General features: G+C 54.8%; 13 protein-coding genes and 1 pseudogene. 6 read left to right on the forward strand and 8 right to left on the reverse strand.

From position 1 onward, the window contains the following. Positions 1-127: 127 nt before the first annotated feature. A complete protein-coding gene (locus BUB44_RS04700) occupies positions 128-1,216 on the forward strand; it encodes an ABC transporter substrate-binding protein (RefSeq protein ID WP_165611012.1) in 1,089 nt (362 codons plus the stop codon). Here BUB44_RS04700 and yihA read toward each other — a convergent pair. The 6 genes from yihA to tig form a co-directional block, all read right to left on the reverse strand. Beyond that, on the reverse strand, positions 1,194-1,778 hold the full coding sequence (gene yihA / locus BUB44_RS04705; protein ID WP_073163593.1) for a ribosome biogenesis GTP-binding protein YihA/YsxC: 585 nt from the start codon (positions 1,776-1,778) through the stop codon (positions 1,194-1,196). The two genes, BUB44_RS04700 and yihA, sit on opposite strands and share 23 nt — an antisense overlap. After that, positions 1,750-4,194, reverse strand: a complete 2,445-nt coding sequence (gene lon, locus BUB44_RS04710; RefSeq protein WP_073163594.1) for an endopeptidase La — start codon at positions 4,192-4,194, stop codon at positions 1,750-1,752. Before lon ends, yihA begins: the two co-directional genes overlap by 29 nt. 172 nt (positions 4,195-4,366) lie before the next feature. Next, complete coding sequence (gene lonB, locus BUB44_RS04715) at positions 4,367-6,103, reverse strand: ATP-dependent protease LonB (RefSeq protein ID WP_242655850.1); 1,737 nt, start codon at positions 6,101-6,103, stop codon at positions 4,367-4,369. A 168-nt stretch (positions 6,104-6,271) separates the two neighbouring features. After that, entirely contained in the window at positions 6,272-7,522 is a 1,251-nt protein-coding gene (gene clpX, locus BUB44_RS04720) for an ATP-dependent Clp protease ATP-binding subunit ClpX (protein WP_027355708.1), read from the reverse strand. Between the two features lie 15 nt (positions 7,523-7,537). Next, positions 7,538-8,131: an ATP-dependent Clp endopeptidase proteolytic subunit ClpP gene (clpP, locus tag BUB44_RS04725; protein ID WP_027355709.1), complete on the reverse strand. Its 594-nt coding sequence runs from the start codon at positions 8,129-8,131 to the stop codon at positions 7,538-7,540. Between the two features lie 67 nt (positions 8,132-8,198). Further along, entirely contained in the window at positions 8,199-9,524 is a 1,326-nt protein-coding gene (gene tig / locus BUB44_RS04730; RefSeq protein WP_073163597.1) for a trigger factor, read from the reverse strand. Between the two features lie 564 nt (positions 9,525-10,088). On the opposite strand from tig, the gene BUB44_RS04740 reads away from it, so the two are divergent. From BUB44_RS04740 to BUB44_RS04750, 3 genes are read left to right on the forward strand one after another with little or no spacing between them, the layout of a single operon-like run. Further along, the gene (locus BUB44_RS04740; protein WP_027355711.1) at positions 10,089-10,277 is read left to right on the forward strand and encodes an OadG family transporter subunit; all 189 of its coding nucleotides are present in this window, start codon (positions 10,089-10,091) and stop codon (positions 10,275-10,277) included. Positions 10,278-10,294: 17 nt separating this feature from the next. After that, positions 10,295-10,510 (forward strand): biotin/lipoyl-containing protein, encoded by a 216-nt coding sequence (locus tag BUB44_RS04745; RefSeq protein WP_027355712.1) that lies wholly within the window; start codon positions 10,295-10,297, stop codon positions 10,508-10,510. 16 nt (positions 10,511-10,526) lie between these two features. Next, on the forward strand, positions 10,527-11,642 hold the full coding sequence (locus BUB44_RS04750; RefSeq protein ID WP_073163600.1) for a sodium ion-translocating decarboxylase subunit beta: 1,116 nt from the start codon (positions 10,527-10,529) through the stop codon (positions 11,640-11,642). Positions 11,643-11,720: 78 nt separating this feature from the next. Here the strand turns inward: BUB44_RS04750 and BUB44_RS04755 are convergent, their stop codons facing one another. Beyond that, positions 11,721-12,971 (reverse strand): MFS transporter, encoded by a 1,251-nt coding sequence (locus tag BUB44_RS04755; RefSeq protein ID WP_073163685.1) that lies wholly within the window; start codon positions 12,969-12,971, stop codon positions 11,721-11,723. A 171-nt stretch (positions 12,972-13,142) separates the two neighbouring features. Here BUB44_RS04755 and BUB44_RS04760 point away from each other — a divergent pair, with 171 nt between their 5' ends. Continuing rightward, on the forward strand, positions 13,143-15,233 hold the full coding sequence (locus BUB44_RS04760) for a beta-propeller domain-containing protein (protein WP_073163602.1): 2,091 nt from the start codon (positions 13,143-13,145) through the stop codon (positions 15,231-15,233). Between the two features lie 51 nt (positions 15,234-15,284). Here BUB44_RS04760 and upp read toward each other — a convergent pair. After that, a pseudogene (gene upp, locus BUB44_RS04765) lies at positions 15,285-15,934 on the reverse strand (uracil phosphoribosyltransferase). A 163-nt stretch (positions 15,935-16,097) separates the two neighbouring features. Here upp and BUB44_RS04770 point away from each other — a divergent pair. After that, positions 16,098-16,844 (forward strand): thymidylate synthase family protein, encoded by a 747-nt coding sequence (locus BUB44_RS04770; protein WP_073163604.1) that lies wholly within the window; start codon positions 16,098-16,100, stop codon positions 16,842-16,844. The last annotated feature ends 181 nt before the right edge of the window (positions 16,845-17,025 follow it).

Genomic DNA, 17,025 nt, shown 5'->3' on the forward strand with positions numbered 1-17,025 from the left:
GTCTGTGAACATTATAATGTGCTCTCCATTCTTTTAGCAACATCCAGGTTAATTTCTGGCATTAAATGCTAATCGTTAAATAGAATTAAAAGGAAAAACGATTTTGGAAAATATGGGGGTGTTGAGAGTGGGCAGGCCCAGGTTATTACTGCTGCTCCTGTTGGTTCTGAGCCTGGCCCTGGCAGCAGGGGTTGTTCTGGTGCAAAAGCTCGGCCAGCCGCAACCTGAAACCACGGTTATCCGGCTGGTGGAAGGCCCTCCTTCGGTGTATCACCTGCCCCATTACCTTGCCCTGGCCCTGGGCTTTTATAAAGAGCAGGGGCTGGAAGTGAGGTTGGAAAGCATGTCCACGGAACAAACACTGCTACCCGCCCTGGCCCGGGAACGGGCCGATGTGGCCCTGGTGGGGCTGGAACAGGCCATTTACAGCCGGCTGGAAGGTTCTCCGGGCGACCTGGTGGCCTTTGCCGCCGTAACCCAGCGGGACAGCCATTTCCTCCTGGCCCGCCAGGCAAAAGAACCTTTTACCTGGACCTCGCTGAAGGATAAGGCCGTCATTGCCGGCTGGCCCGAAAGCAGGGAAACGGTACTCCTGGAAGGGCTCTTAAGGAAGAATGGCCTTGCTCCTTACCGGGAGGTGACCCTTTACACCAATATCCCGGCTACTTTACGCATAGGAGCTTTTTCCGCGGGTTCCGGCGATTTCATCCTCCTGCCCGAACCCCAGGCCTCAATGGTGGAAAATGCCGGTTCGGGCCGGGTGGTGGCCTCCCTGGGGAAGGAAACGGGCCCCCTGCCGGCAGCAGTTTATGTGGCCAGGGCGGGTTTTATCCGCAACAACCCCGTCACCCTGCAGCGCTTTACCAACGCCCTGTATAAAGCCCAGCTCTGGCTGGCCCATCAGAGCAGCCAGGAGGCTGCCCGGCTGGTCAAACCGTACTTCAAAGATGTAGATGAAAGTGTTCTCCTCCAGGCCATCGAGCGTTACCGCAAACAGAATACCTGGGCGGCCGGCCCGGTCATCGCTCCGGAAAGATTCAACTACCTCCTTGACCTGCTGGATCAGGCCCGGGAAATACCCCGGAAGATCCCTCCGGAGCAAATGGTGAACAACCGGTTTGCCCGGACAGCCCTGGAAATGGTGGAATATGTACCCGAAAAGGAAAAGCCGCGCTGGCTGGAACGTTTGAAGCTCAATTTACCCAGCTTTCAATGACGCGCCAGAGCTCTTCCCGCCCCTCGCGGGTGCGGGCAGAAAATTTAATTAAAAGGTCGTCCCCGCTTAAACCGAGAACCTGCCGGATTACCTGCAGCTGGCGCAGTCCCTGGCTCCGGGAAAGTTTATCCGCCTTGGTGGCCACCACCACCGCAGGCAGGCCGTGATATTTCAGCCACTGGTAAAGCTGCACGTCCTGGACGGTGGGAGGGTGGCGCACGTCCACGAGCTGGAGCACCCCCCTTAACTCCGGGCGGTGAGTGAGGTAACCCTCGATCAGTGGCCCCCAGCCGGCCCGCATCTTTTCCGGCACCCGGGCAAAGCCGTACCCCGGCAGGTCCACCAGGTAAAACCTGTTGTTAATCAGGTAGAAATTCAGAGTACGGGTCCTGCCCGGGGTATTGCTGGTGCGGGCCAGGTTATGGCGGTTGACCAGGCAATTTAAAAGGGAAGACTTCCCTACATTGGAGCGCCCGGCCAGGGCAATTTCAGGCCTTCCCCCGGCCGGGCATTGTTTTAAATCGGCTACACTTTTAACAAATTGAGCAGAAACGATGTTCATGGATTGCGGAGGGATCCTCCTTAACCGGTATTACAGGCTGGTAGGAAACCTCTTCCACTTCCCCCGGGGAAGAACCCAGCTCGGCAGTTTCCGGCGCCTCTTCCTTGTCCAGGAGAGCAACCTGCAGAACCTCATCCATATGCTCCACCTCAATGAACTGCATCCTGTTCCTCACGTTGGCTGGTATTTCATCCAGCTCCTTGCGGTTATCCCGGGGCAGGATTACTGTGGTGATCCCCGCCCGGTGCGCGGCCAGTACCTTCTCCTTGATGCCGCCCACAGGCAGCACGCGCCCCCGCAGGGTAATTTCCCCGGTCATGGCCACATCATGACGCACCTTGCGCCCCGTAAAGGCCGAAGCCAGGGCACAGGCCATGGTAATACCGGCCGAAGGCCCGTCCTTGGGAATGGCCCCCTCCGGAACATGGATGTGAATATCGCGCTTATCAAATATCTCCTCGTCGATACCCAGCTGGCTGGCCCGGCTGCGCACATAGCTGTAGCTGGCTTGAGCCGATTCCTTCATCACTTCACCCAGTTTACCCGTCAGGGTAAGGCGGCCGGTACCCCGGTAAATGGTAACCTCGATGGCCAGGGTGTCTCCCCCGACCTCGGTCCAGGCCAGGCCGGTGGCCACACCCACCTGGTCCTCCTGTTCGGCCACCCCGTACCGGTACTTGGGTGTTCCCAGGTAATGCTCCAGGTTCTGCACGGTGATGCGAACCTTAGTAGCTTCCTCCGTAACAATCTGCCGGGCGGCCTTGCGGCAAAGGGCGGCTATCTGCCGCTCCAGGTTGCGGACCCCGCTTTCCCGGGTATATTCCCGGATCACCCGGCGCAGGGCTTTTTCTGAAATGCTGAACATTTCCGGGGTCAGCCCGTGCTCCTTCAACTGCTTGGGTATGAGGTGTCTTAAAGCAATCTGCACCTTTTCCTCTTCCGTATAACCGGAAATCTGGATCACTTCCATCCGGTCCAGAAGAGGACGCGGAATGTTGTGCTGGACATTGGCTGTGGTGATGAACAGGACGTTGGAAAGGTCAAAAGGCACCTCAATGTAGTGGTCGCTGAAACTGTTATTCTGCTCCGGGTCCAGCACCTCCAGCAGGGCCGCCGAAGGGTCACCCCGGAAGTCCATGCTCATCTTATCAATTTCATCCAGCAGGAATACCGGATTTTTAGAACCGGCATTCCTCATCCCCTGAATTATCCTGCCCGGCAACGCCCCCACATATGTGCGGCGGTGGCCGCGGATTTCCGCTTCATCCCGCACACCGCCCAGGGAAATACGCACAAACTTGCGTTCCAGGGCCCGGGCAATGGAACGGCCAAGGGAGGTTTTACCAACTCCGGGCGGTCCCACAAAGCACAGGATGGGCCCCTTCAATTTCCTGGATAGCTTGCGGATGGCCAGGTATTCCAGAATCCGCTCCTTGACCTCGGTAAGACCGTAGTGGTCTTCATCCAGGATGGCTTCCGCAGCCTTGATATCCAGCCGGTCTCTGGTACTCTTGCTCCAGGGCAGGGCCAGCAACCAGTCCAGGTAATTGCGAATAACTGCCGATTCCGCCGCCATGGGTGGCATTTTTTCCAGGCGCTCCACTTCTTTTAAGGCCTTTTCCTCAACTTCTTTGGGCAACCTGGCCTCGGCAATTTTCTCCCGGTATTCCTCACCTTCCGCCATCCGCTCGTCTTTCTCACCCAGTTCCCGCTGGATGGCCTTCATCTGCTCCCGCAGGTAATATTCTTTCTGGGTTTTTTCCATCTGTTTGCGGACGCGGATATTAATCTTGCGCTCCAGCTCCACAATCTCCAGCTCCCTGGCCACCAGGGCGCACAGGCTTTCCAGCCGCTTGACGATATCCACGGCCTCCAGCACCTGCTGTTTTTCTTCAATGCGCAGGGGTAGATGGGAGGCAACAATATCGGCCAGCCGGCCCGGCTCCTCCAGGTTGACCACCGAAACCACTGTCTCCGGCGGGATGCGCTTGGAGAGTTTTACATACTGCTCGAACTGGTGCACCAGGTTGCGCATCAGAGCCTCAATTTCAGGCGTTTTAACAAAGTTTTCGCTGTACTGCTCCACTTCCACCTTGAAGTAAGGTTCGTGGGCCAGGTAACGCCTGATAAAACCGCGAGCAAGACCTTCCACCAGCACCCGGATGGTGCCTCCGGGCAGCTTGAGAAGCTGCTTAACTTCTGCCACGCTACCAATCCGGTATATATCATCAACGCCAGGATCGTCAGTCTGAGCTTCTTTCTGGGTAGCCAGGAAAATAATGCGATCATTCATCATGGCCTGCTCAATGGCCTGCACTGACTTTTCCCTACCCACGTCGAGGTGGATGACCATGTAGGGAAAAACCAGAATCCCCCTTAGCGGCAGCAATGGTAAGACTTTTACTACCGGCTCCATAGCTGCACCTCCTCTTCTATACAGGTTCTGCGTTCCGGCCAGATACATCACTATTTTAACATACACCCGGCATTACTGCCATAGCAATAAGTGGTGCCTGAAAAGAAGAACCCGGCGCATAAGCACCGGGCCGGGGCCCAACGTTCACTGAAAACTTGACGGGCGGAGAAGTTCAGCTCCCGGGACAATGGTTGGCCGGGAAACCGGAGGAAGAGGCCACCCCCGCCGCCACCAGCACTTCCCGCGGCGCCGGCAGGACACCCCTGGGGGAGGTCCCGGGTTGCTCCACCAGGGCCGCCTTGAGCACCTCTTCCAGCCTGTCCACCGGAACCACTTCCACATCCTCAAGGTCCCGGAAAAGCTCCTGATAATTTTCCCGGGGGATGAAAACCTTCCTGGCCCCCGCCTGGCGGGCAGCCTCCACCTTGGGCACAATCCCCCCTACAGGCAGCACGAGACCACGGATGGAAACCTCGCCGGTCATGGCTACCCGGTTGTCCACCGGAATACCGGTAATGGCCGAGTAAACGGCCGTGGCCACAGCCACCCCGGCGGAAGGTCCATCCACCGGAATGCCGCCGGGAAAATTCACGTGGATATCGTAGTCCCGGGGGTCCACACCGGTGGTGCGGCGTAAGACGGTGAGCACGTTTTCCACCGCCCCGCGGGCCATACTTTTACGGCGTATGGTCCGTCCCCGGCCGTTTACCTCTTCCTCGTCCACCACCCCGGTCACTATTACCCTGCCCTGGCCCCGGGGGGCAGGCAGGGCGTTGGCTTCAATCTCCAGAAGCGTCCCCATGTTGGGACCGTAAACGGCCAGGCCATTGACCAGGCCCACCTGGGGCTGGGAAGCCACTTTTTTTTCGGGCCGGGGACTGTACTGGCCGCTGTGAACCACCCATTCCACATCGGCCGCCCTGATCTGCTGGCGCCCCTCGGTGAGGGCAATGCCGGCGGCTATCTGCACAATGTTGACCGCCTCTCTACCATTGGTGGCGAATTTCTTGATCACCGCCAGCCCCCGCTCGTCCAGGGGAAAACCAACCTTGCGGGCGGCGTTGGCGGCAATAATTTCTATTTCATGGGGCAGCAGGGGGCGGAAAAAGATCTCCAGGCAGCGGGAGCGCAGCGCCGGGGGAATTTCCTCCGGGGTGCGGGTGGTAGCCCCCACCAGGCGGAAGTCCGCGGGCAGGCCGTTCTGAAAGATATCATGGATGTGACCGGGAATATTGGGATCCTCGGAATTATAATAGGCGCTCTCCAGAAGAACCCTGCGGTCCTCCATTACCTTGAGCAGCTTGTTCATCTGAATGGGGTGAAGTTCGCCTATTTCATCGATAAAAAGTATCCCCCCGTGGGCCCTGGTCACCGCACCCGGCTTGGGCTGGGGTATACCCGCCATGCCCATGGGCCCGGCCCCCTGGTAAATGGGATCGTGTACCGAACCAATCAGGGGATCGGCAATTCCCCGCTCATCAAAGCGGGCGGTGGTGGCGTCCACCTCCACAAACTTCGCATTTTCTTTAAAAGGAGAGTGGGGATTTTTTTTGGCCTCCTCCAGCACCAGCCTGGCGGCCGCTGTTTTGCCCACCCCGGGCGGGCCGTAAATAATGACGTGCTGGGGATTGGGCCCGCACAGGGCCGCCCGCAGGGAACGCAAACCTTCCTCCTGGCCGATAATTTCCTCAAATTTGCTGGGCCGGGTTTTTTCTGCCAGCGGCTCGGTAAGGGAAATGGACCGCAGCCGCTGCAGTTTCTCTATTTCTTTGCGGGATTCCCTTTCCACGGCCGTCCGGTTGCCCTGCTGGGCTTTCAAAAGGTTCCAGAAGTAAAGACCGATGATTACTCCGAAGAAAACCTGGACAAAGGTAATAAAGCTGCCCAATCCCCCGGGAAATTCTGCCACGTTCATGCCTCCTTGCCTTGTTTTCTGGCAGGATCTATTATTGCCCTTTTTATGCATCTAAAAACACCATTTCCAGCAGCCTGTCTTTTTAGCAGGTTTGAGCCCCCGTTAAAGAAAAAAGCGCACGTGCCGTAACGTGCGCTTCCCAGGTTTGCTCTATACTCCGGTTCAGGCCGTTTCCTCTTTCTTTTTCTTGCGATCCATCGCCACCACGAGGGGTTTTTCCTTTTTCAGAATGGTTTCTTTGGTAATGATTACCCTGGCAATATCTTCCCGGGAGGGAATCTCGTACATCACATCCAGCATGATGTCTTCCAGGATGGCCCGCAACCCCCGGGCACCGGTGTTGCGCTTGAGGGCCTCCTGGGCCACCGTTCGCAGGGCGTCGGGGTGGAACTCCAGGCTCACCCCGTCGAGCTCAAAGAGCTTCTCATACTGTTTGACCAGGGCATTCTTGGGCTCGGTCAGGATACGGATGAGCGCCTCTTCATCCAGGGCATCCAGGGTGACGATTATGGGCAGGCGGCCGACAAACTCGGGGATAAGACCGTACTTAAGCAGGTCTTCCGGCAGGATATGCCTTAAGATTTCTCCTATCTTCTGATCCCGCCTGCTCTGGATCTCGGCACCAAACCCCAGGCCCTTTTTCCCAATGCGGTTCTGGATAATTTTCTCGATGCCGTCAAAGGCACCGCCGCAGATAAACAGGATATTGGTGGTATCCAGCTGGATGAACTCCTGATGAGGATGCTTGCGCCCTCCCTGGGGCGGCACGCTGGCCACAGTACCCTCCAGGATTTTTAAAAGGGCCTGCTGCACACCCTCACCGGATACGTCCCGGGTTATGGACGGGTTCTCCGACTTGCGGGCGATCTTATCGATTTCGTCAATGTAAACGATGCCCTTTTCCGCCTTCTCCACATCATAGTCGGCTGCCTGGATGAGTTTTAACAGAATGTTTTCCACGTCCTCCCCCACATAACCGGCTTCGGTTAAGGACGTGGCATCGGCAATGGCAAAGGGAACATTGAGCAACCGCGCCAGGGTCTGGGCCAGCAGCGTTTTACCGCAGCCCGTGGGCCCCAGCATGATGATGTTGCTCTTCTGCAGTTCCACATCATCTATCTTGCCACCCAGGTTTATCCGCTTGTAGTGGTTGTAAACTGCCACGGCCAGGGTTTTCTTAGCCTGTTCCTGGCCGATGACATACTGATCGAGGATTTCCTTTATTTCCTTGGGCTTCGGGATATCACCCATATCGAGCCCGAGGTCCTCGTTCAATTCTTCTTCAATAATTTCGTTGCAAAGCTCAATGCACTCATCACAAATATACACTCCGGGACCGGCCACCAGTTTCTTGACCTGGTCCTGGAGCTTACCGCAAAAGGAGCACTTGAGCTGACCTTTGTCGTTAAACATTGTAAAACACCTCTTTTATTTTGACTTGCGGTAGGTCAACACCTCATCGATGATACCATATTCTTTTGCCTCTTGAGCGGACATAAAGAAGTCGCGATCGGTATCCCGGGCAATTTTTTCCCTGGGCTGGCCTGTATGTTTGGCCAGCAGTTCATTCAAAATATCCTTTATGCGCAGGATCTCCCGGGCATGAATCTCAATTTCGGTCGCCTGGCCCTGCACCCCACCCAGGGGCTGATGCAGCATGATCCGGGCGTAAGGCAGGGCGTAGCGCTTGCCTTTAGCGCCGGCAGCCAGCAAAAATGAACCCATGCTGGCAGCCTGACCCAGGCAGATGGTGGAAACATCCGGCTTGATATATTGCATGGTATCATAAATGGCCAACCCGGCAGTAACAATACCGCCGGGGGAGTTGATATAAAAGTGGATATCCTTTTCCGGATCTTCAGCCTCCAGGAAAAGCATCTGCGCAATTACCAGATTGGCCACATGATCATCTATAGGTCCACCAATAAAAATAATCCGGTCCTTTAAAAGACGGGAGTAAATATCATAGGCCCTCTCCCCACGGTTGGTTTGCTCCACAACAATTGGCACTAAAGTGTTCATCACAGGCACCTCCTGCGTAAAGGATGGATATTCATGATAGCAGTCATAAACGGGAATTTACTGTAAACTATTCCTTCGCCTCTGTCGCCGGGTTTTCTTCCGGGGCAACGATCCTGGCGTGGTCCACCAGGAACTGGATTACCTTTTCCCGCACCAGTCCCGTTATGACCGCATCCAGCTGACCCTGGCCCTCCACCACTTTACGCACTACCGCGGGATCCTGTTGCATTTCTTTAGCCATCCGCTCAATTTCAGCCTGTATCTCTTCTTCGCTGACGGTGATATTTTCAGCTTTGGCGATGGCATCCAGCACCAGCATGGTCTTCAGGCTATCCCGGGCATCCGGGCGGAGGCGTTCTTCCAAATCCTCCACGCTGCTGTTGGAATATTTCAAGTAGCTTTCCAGGGTTAAGCCCTGATACATCAGGCGGCGCTCCAGGCTCTCCATCATTTCCGCCAGGCGGTTCTTAATCATTTCCTCGGGAATATCAACCTGAGCATTTTCTACCGCTTTTTTCACGACAGCCTGACGAATTTCGGACTTTGCCCTGGCTTCAGCAGCTTGTTTTAATTTATTCTCCAGATCCGCCCTTAATTCCTCCAGGGTATCAAACTCACTGACATCCTTGGCAAACTCGTCATCCAGCGGGGCCAGCTCTTTGCGCTTGATAGCCTTGACGGTAACAGTAAAGACCGCTTCCTTACCCGAAAGCTCCGGCTTGGGATAGTCTTCGGGAAAGTGCACCTTAATATCTCTGGTTTCATTGATGGCCATACCAATCAGCTGTTCCTCAAAACCGGGAAGCAACCCGGCATTACCCACTTCCAGGGTATAATCGTTAGCCTGCCCGCCTTCAAAGGTTTCACCGTCCACCCGGCCCTCGAAGTCAACGGTAACAAAGTCTCCCTGCTCAACCGTGCCCTCATCGAGGCTCACCAGCTTAGCGTGACGGTTTTGCAGGCGCTCCAGTTCCTTTTGCACGTCCTCAGGTGTTACCTCGGTGCTGGGCTGGCTTACTTCCAGGCCTTTATACTCGCCCAGCTCTACTTCCGGCTTAACCACCACTCTGGCTTTAAAAACTACCGGTTTGCCTTCTTCCACCTGAACCAGTTCCAGCTGGGGCTGGGCCACCGGTTCAATACCCGTATCCTGCACCGCCTTAAAATAGGCTTCCGGAATCAACATTTCCACTGCCTCGTCCACCAGTGCCTGCTTGCCGATATGCCGCTCCAGGATAATCCGGGGAGCTTTACCAGGCCGGAAACCGGGCACGTTAACCTTTTTGACCAGCTTCCGGTAGGCTCTATCCATTGCCTGGGAAAATTGATCGGCTTCTACCTCTACTTCCAGTAAAACAGTATTTTTTTCTATTCTTTCCGCGTTAGCTTTCATCTATGCTCCCCCTTACAACGCTTTTTAAATAACCAGATCTGGCCTCTTTTGCCATAATAGTCCGCACGGTATTTAAGTGTATCCAGATTTTAAGGTAAATACTTAATTCTACGGCCCCAGGATATTTCCTCCAGAAAAAAAGGTTTATTATCCACCGTTCCTTAAAATTTTTATAGCTGATATTTTCCCCGGCAGGCCTCTGCTGGTCCGATTTATGCAAGCTATAACTAGTAAGCTATTTTACCTGATGCCAGGCAAAACTGCAATATGAAATTCCGTTAAAATTAAAACACCGGATATCCCTACAGCTGGCAGGGCTTATGGCTCCCGGAGCGTTTCTAAAAAGTAGCAATACCTCTTTCTTAAATTATATAAGAAAGAAGACGCGATTTCCAATGTGTAGAATTTTGAATATTCATTTTAGAAAGTATTGCATTTTAGTCTTGTATACAATATACTGTTTGTTGAATACAATAAGCAAAAACTGGTTCTCCCAATATACTAAAGCCGGATCAATTTTTTAGCAGGGATTTATAAAAAATAAAAATTAAGGAGGGTTAGCAAATGATCGACTGGACCAGTGCCCTTGTCGTAGCCATCAGCGGTATTGTTTCGGTATTTCTGGCCCTGGGCATACTAAGCGCGGCAGTAAGCTTTTGCGGCTGGCTTTTTGCAACCAGCGCCAGGAAAAAAGTTGCTGCCCAGCAATCCCAGCAGGGACCAGTCCAGGGAAAAACAGCCACCATTCATTAGGAAAGGAGGTGCTCTAAATGGCTACCCCGGTCAACTCACCCATGGTGGGCAAGCTGGTTTCTATCGATGTTAATGTGGGGGATCAGGTAAAGGAAAACGATCCCGTGGCCACCATTGAAGCCATGAAAATGTACGTCAAAATTTATGCCCCGGCCAGCGGTACGGTCAGGGAAATTAAAGCCAACCCGGGCGATGTAGTCAACCCGGATACGGTTATCCTGGTTCTGGAGTAGGGGAGGGGGAATGGCCATGCTGGAGCAGTTGACCCAGGTCATCAACAGCACAGGGTTTCTCAGCTTAACCCCGGGCAATTTAATCATGTGGATCATTGCCTTTATCCTCATGTACCTGGCCATAAAAAAAGGGGTCGAGCCCCTTTTGCTGGTACCGATCAGTTTTGGCATTTTCGCCGCCAATTTCCCCCTCACCGGGTTAATGGAACAGGGGGGGCTGTTCTATATGTTCTTTCATAACGGGATTCAGAACGAATTAATCCCCCCCCTGATCTTCCTCGGCCTGGGAGCCATGACCGACTTCGGTCCGGTAATTGCCAACCCCAAGACTTTACTGCTGGGTGCAGCCGCCCAGCTGGGAGTTTACGCAGCCTTTTTCACCGCCCTGTTATTTGGTTTTGACATTGCCGAAGCGGCTGTTATAGGCATTATCGGCGGTGCGGACGGTCCCACCACCATCTTCCTTTCGGCCAACCTGGCTCCGCATCTGATGGGAGCGGTTTCCGTAGCCGCTTATTCCTACATGGCCCTGGTACCCCTGATTATCCCCCCGGTGGCCAGGCTGCTGACCACCCCTAAAGAAAGGGCCATGGTGATGAAGCAAATGCGCCCGGTGAGCAAGGGAGAAAAAATCCTCTTTCCCCTGCTGGCCAGCCTGGTGATTATCCTGCTGGTGCCCAAATCGGCACCCCTGATCGCCATGTTCATGCTGGGCAACCTGTTCATGGAATCGGGTGTGGTCCAGCGCCTCACCGACGTTTCGCGCAATGAGCTGATGAATATTGTGACCATCATTCTGGGCCTGGGCGTGGGTGCCACCATGTCCGCGGAAAATTTCCTCAAGCCCCAGACCATTTACATCTTCATTCTCGGCATTGTGGCCTTTGCCTTTGCGTCTGCGGGCGGCATCCTGATCGCCAAGATCATGAACTTGTTTACGACGAACAAGGTCAACCCGTTGATCGGTGCGGCAGGAGTATCCGCAGTTCCTATGGCCGCCCGGGTGGTGCACCAGCTGGGCGCAGAAGCCAACCCGCAGAACTACCTGCTCATGCACGCCATGGGGCCAAACGTGGCCGGCGTAATCGGCACGGCCGTGGCCGCCGGAGCCTTCCTCACGGCCATCCATTAAAACAAAACCCCTTTGGCGCACCGGGGAACCCCACAGAGTTCCCCGGATTTTTGTTTTACTAAAGGCTGCTCATTTAGCTTAAGAAGCAGGGGCATGCTGGTGGCGCAGCAACCGCCTGCCCAGGAAAAGTAAAATCAGCAGGGCCAGACCGCCGCCCAGGGCAAACCCGGCCGGGGCGCCCCAAAAGCTGGCCACAGTACCGCTCAAGAAATTACCTACCGGTGCCAGCCCGATGAAAACCAGGGAATATACGCTCATCACCCGGCCCCGCAGGTGATCGGAAACGTTAATCTGGATGGTGGTATTGGCGGAAGCGCTGAAAATACTTACCGTAAAGCCGGCAAAGCAGAGCAACACTAAAGCCGGATAATGATAGCGGACCAGGGCCAGCAGGAGCTCACATACGGATAAGCCGGCAGCGGCAGCCAGGAGCAACCTGGCCCGGGGACCGCGATTGCTGAGGTAGGCCAGGGTAAGGGCGCCGGCAAAGGCCCCCAGCCCCGTGGCAGACATGAGAAAGCCGAAGCCCTGTGCCTCCCAGTGCAGCACGTCCCGGGCAAAAACAGGCACCAGCACGTTAAAGTTGAAGGTTAAGGTGCTCATAGCGCCTACCATGGCCAGGACAATGAACACCACCGGGCTGGAACGGATATAAACAAGCCCTTCCCGCACCTCCTCCCACAGGTTTTTCTGCTCTTCCCGGGCAACCTTTTCCTCATTTAAACGGATCAATAGAAGGCCGGCCAGCACAAATAAGAAGCTGGCCGCATTGGCCAGGAAACAGGCGGCAATACCCACCGTATTGATAACCAGGCCGGCCACAGCCGGGCCAATGATGCGCGCCCCGTTGAACACGGAAGAGTTGAGGGCAATGGCATTCATCAGATCCTCCCGGTCCACCAGCTCGATCACAAAGGCCTGCCTTGCCGGCATATCCAGGGAATTCATCGTTCCCAGCAGGAATGCCAGCACCGCCACATGCCAGTACTGGACCACGTGAAAAAGGGTGAGCAAACCCAGGGCAAGGGCAATGAGCATGGACATGCCCTGGGTAAACAACAAAAGCGGGCGCCTGGGCAGGCGGTCGGCCACAGCGCCGGTAAACAGGGCGAAGAGGAGAAGCGGGATGAATTGCAGGGCTCCCACCAGCCCCAGCAAAAACGGGGAACCGGTCAGCTCCAGCACCAGCCAGGATTGGGCCATGTTCTGCATCCACGTACCCACCAGGGAAACACACTGACCCATCCAGAACAACCGGAAATTTCTGTGACGAAGTGAGGACAACATGATTTTGATACCAGGATCTTTTTTTCTTTCCCCGCGACTCATCCGGGCAAACACCTTTTCCAGTTTATTTTTAGATTTAGTTATACATTCAGGCTCCGGGGTCCAATTCCTGCCGGCAGCCCTATCCCCGCCGGAAGAAAAGGGAACTTTTGACACGGCCTTTACGTCATAACCTGTGAACGACCCGGCAAAAAAAGATAAGGAGGAGGAGAAATGCAAAGGTGGATTGCCCTGTTCATTTGTGCTGTCTTTATCCTGGCTGCCGGCATAACCCTGTGTGGCAGCGCGTCACCTCTACCGGCCCGGGCCGCGGAAATTAAAAGTTTTGCCTCTTACGGGGAACTGGTGAATTACATCCACCAGAACACTAACCTGGCCCGTGAAATCGACCGGCTCCTGACCGGTGGGGAACGTGCCGCCCCGGCATTGACCTATGGTGTCCCCCGGGATACCATACGGGCCATGAAAGGGGGGGAAAATGTAAAGGACTCCGGCAAAGAGCCGCCGGCAGCGGACTTTTCCCGCACCAACGTTCAGGTAACCGGGGTGGATGAGGCAGACGCGGTGAAAAGTGACGGCCGTTACCTGTACCTCCTCTCCGGTAGCAAGGTGGTTATTGTCCGGGCCTACCCGGCCGGGGAAGCGAAAATAATCTCCACCATCTCCTGCGAAGGCCAGCCGCTGGAGATTTTAATCAATAATAGCAGGGTGGTGGTGTTTGGCTACCAGGCCGGGCAACCGGGGATCTTTATCCGGGTCTATAATGTGGAAAACAAAAATAAACCCGTACTGGAAAGTAACATTACCTGCCGGGCAGATTACGTCACTTCCCGTATGATTGGGGATTATGTTTATGCAATCCTGAATATGCCTGTTTATTCCGGCGCGGATCCCGCCGGCGGGGTGGAACTTCCTGCCATCAACATTAACGGACGGGCCGAAGTCATTCCCCCCTCAAAGATTTACTATTTCCCCCACCCGGATTATGCCTATTGCTATACCACCATCCTGACCATAAATCTGCGGGACAACAAAATAACCAGCAAAACATTCCTTACCGGTATTTCGCAAAATATTTATGCCTCTTTAGAAAATATCTATCTTACCGGTTTTAAGACTCCGGATTATATAGCCTTCACCAACCGCCTCCTGGATGATGTGACCCGGCTGGTACCGCCCGGGGTGGGGAAAAAACTGGCCGACCTTAAGAAGGTGGAGGACCCGGCCCGGCAATTACAGCAACTGGATGTGCTGCTCGATAATTATCTCCAGACACTGGATGAGCAGAGAGCAAATGCTTTGAGAACGAAGCTATTCGCCCTGCACCAGAAATGGGAGGAAGATCTGGCCCGCGAAAGGGATAAGACGGTTATCCACAAGCTGGCCGTCAACCAGGACCGGGTTGATTACCTCTGCCGGGGTGAAGTGCCCGGCCACGTCCTGAACCAGTTTTCCATGGACGAACACCGGGGAATGTTCAGAATAGCCACCACCAGCACCGGCACTTCCATCTTCAGCGGGCAGGTGATACCAAAAAACAACATCTATATACTGGATAAAAACCTGCGCCCCGTCGGGAAGTTAGAGGGGCTGGCTCCCACCGAAAGAATCTACGCCGCCCGGTTTATGGGTGACCGGGCCTACCTGGTTACCTTCCGGAACGTGGATCCACTTTTTGTGGTGGACTTAAAGAACCCGCGGCAGCCCGTACTGGCCGGCGAATTAAAAATACCCGGCTACTCCACCTACCTGCACGCGTATGATGAAAATTATCTGATTGGTATCGGCAGGGAGGTCAAGGCAGGGGATGGAACGGTTGAGCAGCCGAGACCCCTTATCTTCCCACCCCCCACCCCCCGGGAAGAAGGGTTGAAAATTTCACTTTTTGACGTGAGCAATCCGGCCAGCCCCAGGGAAAAGGCCAGCTATGTCATCAGCGGCCAGGACGCCGATTCACCGGCACTTTATGATCACAGGGCCGTACTCTTCGATCGTTCCAGGAACTTGCTGGTCATTCCCGTATCCTTTTCTCCTCCCGTCCGTATTTTAACTTCCGCGGGAGAACAAGCACCTCCGGCCAGATTCTGGTACGGGGCATACGTTTTCAACATCTCCCCGGAGGGCGGGATAAAGCTGAAGGGGAAAGTAGCCCACGGCAGCGGCAGTTACCGGGAAGGGGAAGAAGCCACACCCGTTAAAAGGGCGCTGTATATCGAGGATGTGCTTTATACCATCTCGGACCATCTGGTCAAAATGAACGACCTCAGCAGCCTGAAGGAATTGAAGCAACTCCGCCTGAAATAACCTAATATCTCCAGATCTACGGGCCACCCGGAAGGGTGGCCATGTGACTTCTTAAAGCAAATAGAGCCTGTCCCCCGCATCCCCCAGCCCGGGTACTATATAGCCGAGGTCGTTCAGTTCCGGATCTATATGCGGACCCCGGGAAATTTCAGACTGACCTGCGTTATCCCGGCTTCCACGGCAAACCCGCAAACCAGCACCACCTTGCCGGGTGAGTATCCCCGCAACTGCAGCAGTTCCAGCACTTTCACGCTGCTGTTTCCCGTGGCCAGCATCGGATCCAGGATAAAAACGTGATCGTATTCCATCGCGTTTAAAGGCACTGAACTCAAATATACTTCCGCTTCCAGGGTATCGTGGTTTCTGGCAACCCCCACGTGGGCCACCCTGGCCCGGGGCAGAAACTCCAGAAAACAGTCCAGAAAACCGAGACCCGCCCGCAGCACGGGCACCAGCAGGCATCTGGAGGAATCCACCTCTTCAACCCGGGTCTCCACCCCGAGAGGTGTTACCACGGTGGTTTCCCTGGTGGACAGGTGGCGGGTCGCCTCAACGGCCAGAATCAACCCCAGTTCCCTTAAAGCCCTGCGAAACAGCTCGGTGTTGGTTTCCCGGTCCCGCAGGGTCCTCAGCCGGTCACTTACCAGGGGATGCTTTACCAGTATGACAGAACTCACCTTATAACCTCCCGAACAGATCATTTTCTTACACAGGCAGGCATTATACCTATACGACAAAAAAGGCAAAAACCTTTCTGTTAATTCCCCATGCCGCAAATGATGCACCCGGCCCTTACCCCTTGACCCAGAACTTCCTGGATGTTAAATTCATACCGTACCCATACCAAGAAAAGGAGAGTCCGGCATGGTGGAAGAAAACAGGGAATACCTGGAGCCAGTTTTTATCCGGGCCAGAAACCTGCCCGAAGCCTGGTACCTGCTCTTAAAAAAATTGTTTGAAATTGACGCCTACACCTATTTCCCCGAATGGGGCGGTGGCGCCGATGAACAGGGTCGCTGCGACAACAGCCGGCGGGAATTTGATTTCATAACCTGCCAGATCACCCACCCCTGGGAGCGGCCCCTCTGCGATATCCTGCCGCCCGGGCTGGGAATTCCCGCTCCGCCCACCACCATGGACAAGATTGAGGAATATTTTGCCACCTATATCCTCAATCCATACAAAGGAGAGAGCGAATCTTACACTTACGGGGAACGGATCTGCCAGCAGGTGGAAGACCTGATCCGTTTTTATCGTACTTACGGCTTCGATCATGTCAAGGGGTGTATTGAAGTCGCTTCCCCGTCCGATCTGGCCAGGGGGAAGTCCCTGCCCTGCCTCCGGTTAATCGATACCAAGATCCGCCTGGACAGGAAGGCCGGCGTCTACCGGATGCACTTTTATGTTTACTTCCGGGCCTGGGATCTCTGGGGCGGTTTCCCGGTTAACATGGGAGGACTGCAGCTGTTTAAAGAATGGCTGATAGAGCAGATAGGACCTCACCCCAGAACAGGCATACCCCTGGAAGATGGGGAAATGATCGTCATGTCCAAGAGCCTCAACGTGCGCGGCCACATGGAACCCTTCGCTCGCGCCAGGGTCGGCCTGTAAAACAAAAACTCAGCAGGTGGAGATGTCTTTGCCGGCTTCTTCGATGTATCCCTGGATTTCCTGGTAAGCCCACGATTACCCGCGAGGGAAATATAATTGAAAGGGGGGAACGATCCATGTCCGAGCAACTGCTGAAAGAGATCCTCGGTGAATTAAAGGCCTTGAATCAATGTGTCGGCAA

The sequence above is a fragment of the Desulfofundulus australicus DSM 11792 genome (assembly GCF_900129285.1).
Taxonomy (GTDB): Bacteria; Bacillota; Desulfotomaculia; order Desulfotomaculales; family Desulfovirgulaceae; genus Desulfofundulus; species Desulfofundulus australicus.

Coding starts and splice junctions, on each gene's coding strand:
- yihA (WP_073163593.1), bottom strand. CDS start 1,778: ATGAACATCGTTTCTGCTCAATTTGTTAAAAGTGTAGCCGATTTAAAA.
- lon (WP_073163594.1), bottom strand. CDS start 4,194: ATGGAGCCGGTAGTAAAAGTCTTACCATTGCTGCCGCTAAGGGGGATT.
- clpX (WP_027355708.1), bottom strand. CDS start 7,522: ATGTTTAACGACAAAGGTCAGCTCAAGTGCTCCTTTTGCGGTAAGCTC.
- clpP (WP_027355709.1), bottom strand. CDS start 8,131: ATGAACACTTTAGTGCCAATTGTTGTGGAGCAAACCAACCGTGGGGAG.
- tig (WP_073163597.1), bottom strand. CDS start 9,524: ATGAAAGCTAACGCGGAAAGAATAGAAAAAAATACTGTTTTACTGGAA.
- BUB44_RS04740 (WP_027355711.1), top strand. CDS start 10,089: ATGATCGACTGGACCAGTGCCCTTGTCGTAGCCATCAGCGGTATTGTT.
- BUB44_RS04745 (WP_027355712.1), top strand. CDS start 10,295: ATGGCTACCCCGGTCAACTCACCCATGGTGGGCAAGCTGGTTTCTATC.
- BUB44_RS04750 (WP_073163600.1), top strand. CDS start 10,527: ATGCTGGAGCAGTTGACCCAGGTCATCAACAGCACAGGGTTTCTCAGC.
- BUB44_RS04755 (WP_073163685.1), bottom strand. CDS start 12,971: ATGAGTCGCGGGGAAAGAAAAAAAGATCCTGGTATCAAAATCATGTTG.
- BUB44_RS04760 (WP_073163602.1), top strand. CDS start 13,143: ATGCAAAGGTGGATTGCCCTGTTCATTTGTGCTGTCTTTATCCTGGCT.
- BUB44_RS04770 (WP_073163604.1), top strand. CDS start 16,098: ATGGTGGAAGAAAACAGGGAATACCTGGAGCCAGTTTTTATCCGGGCC.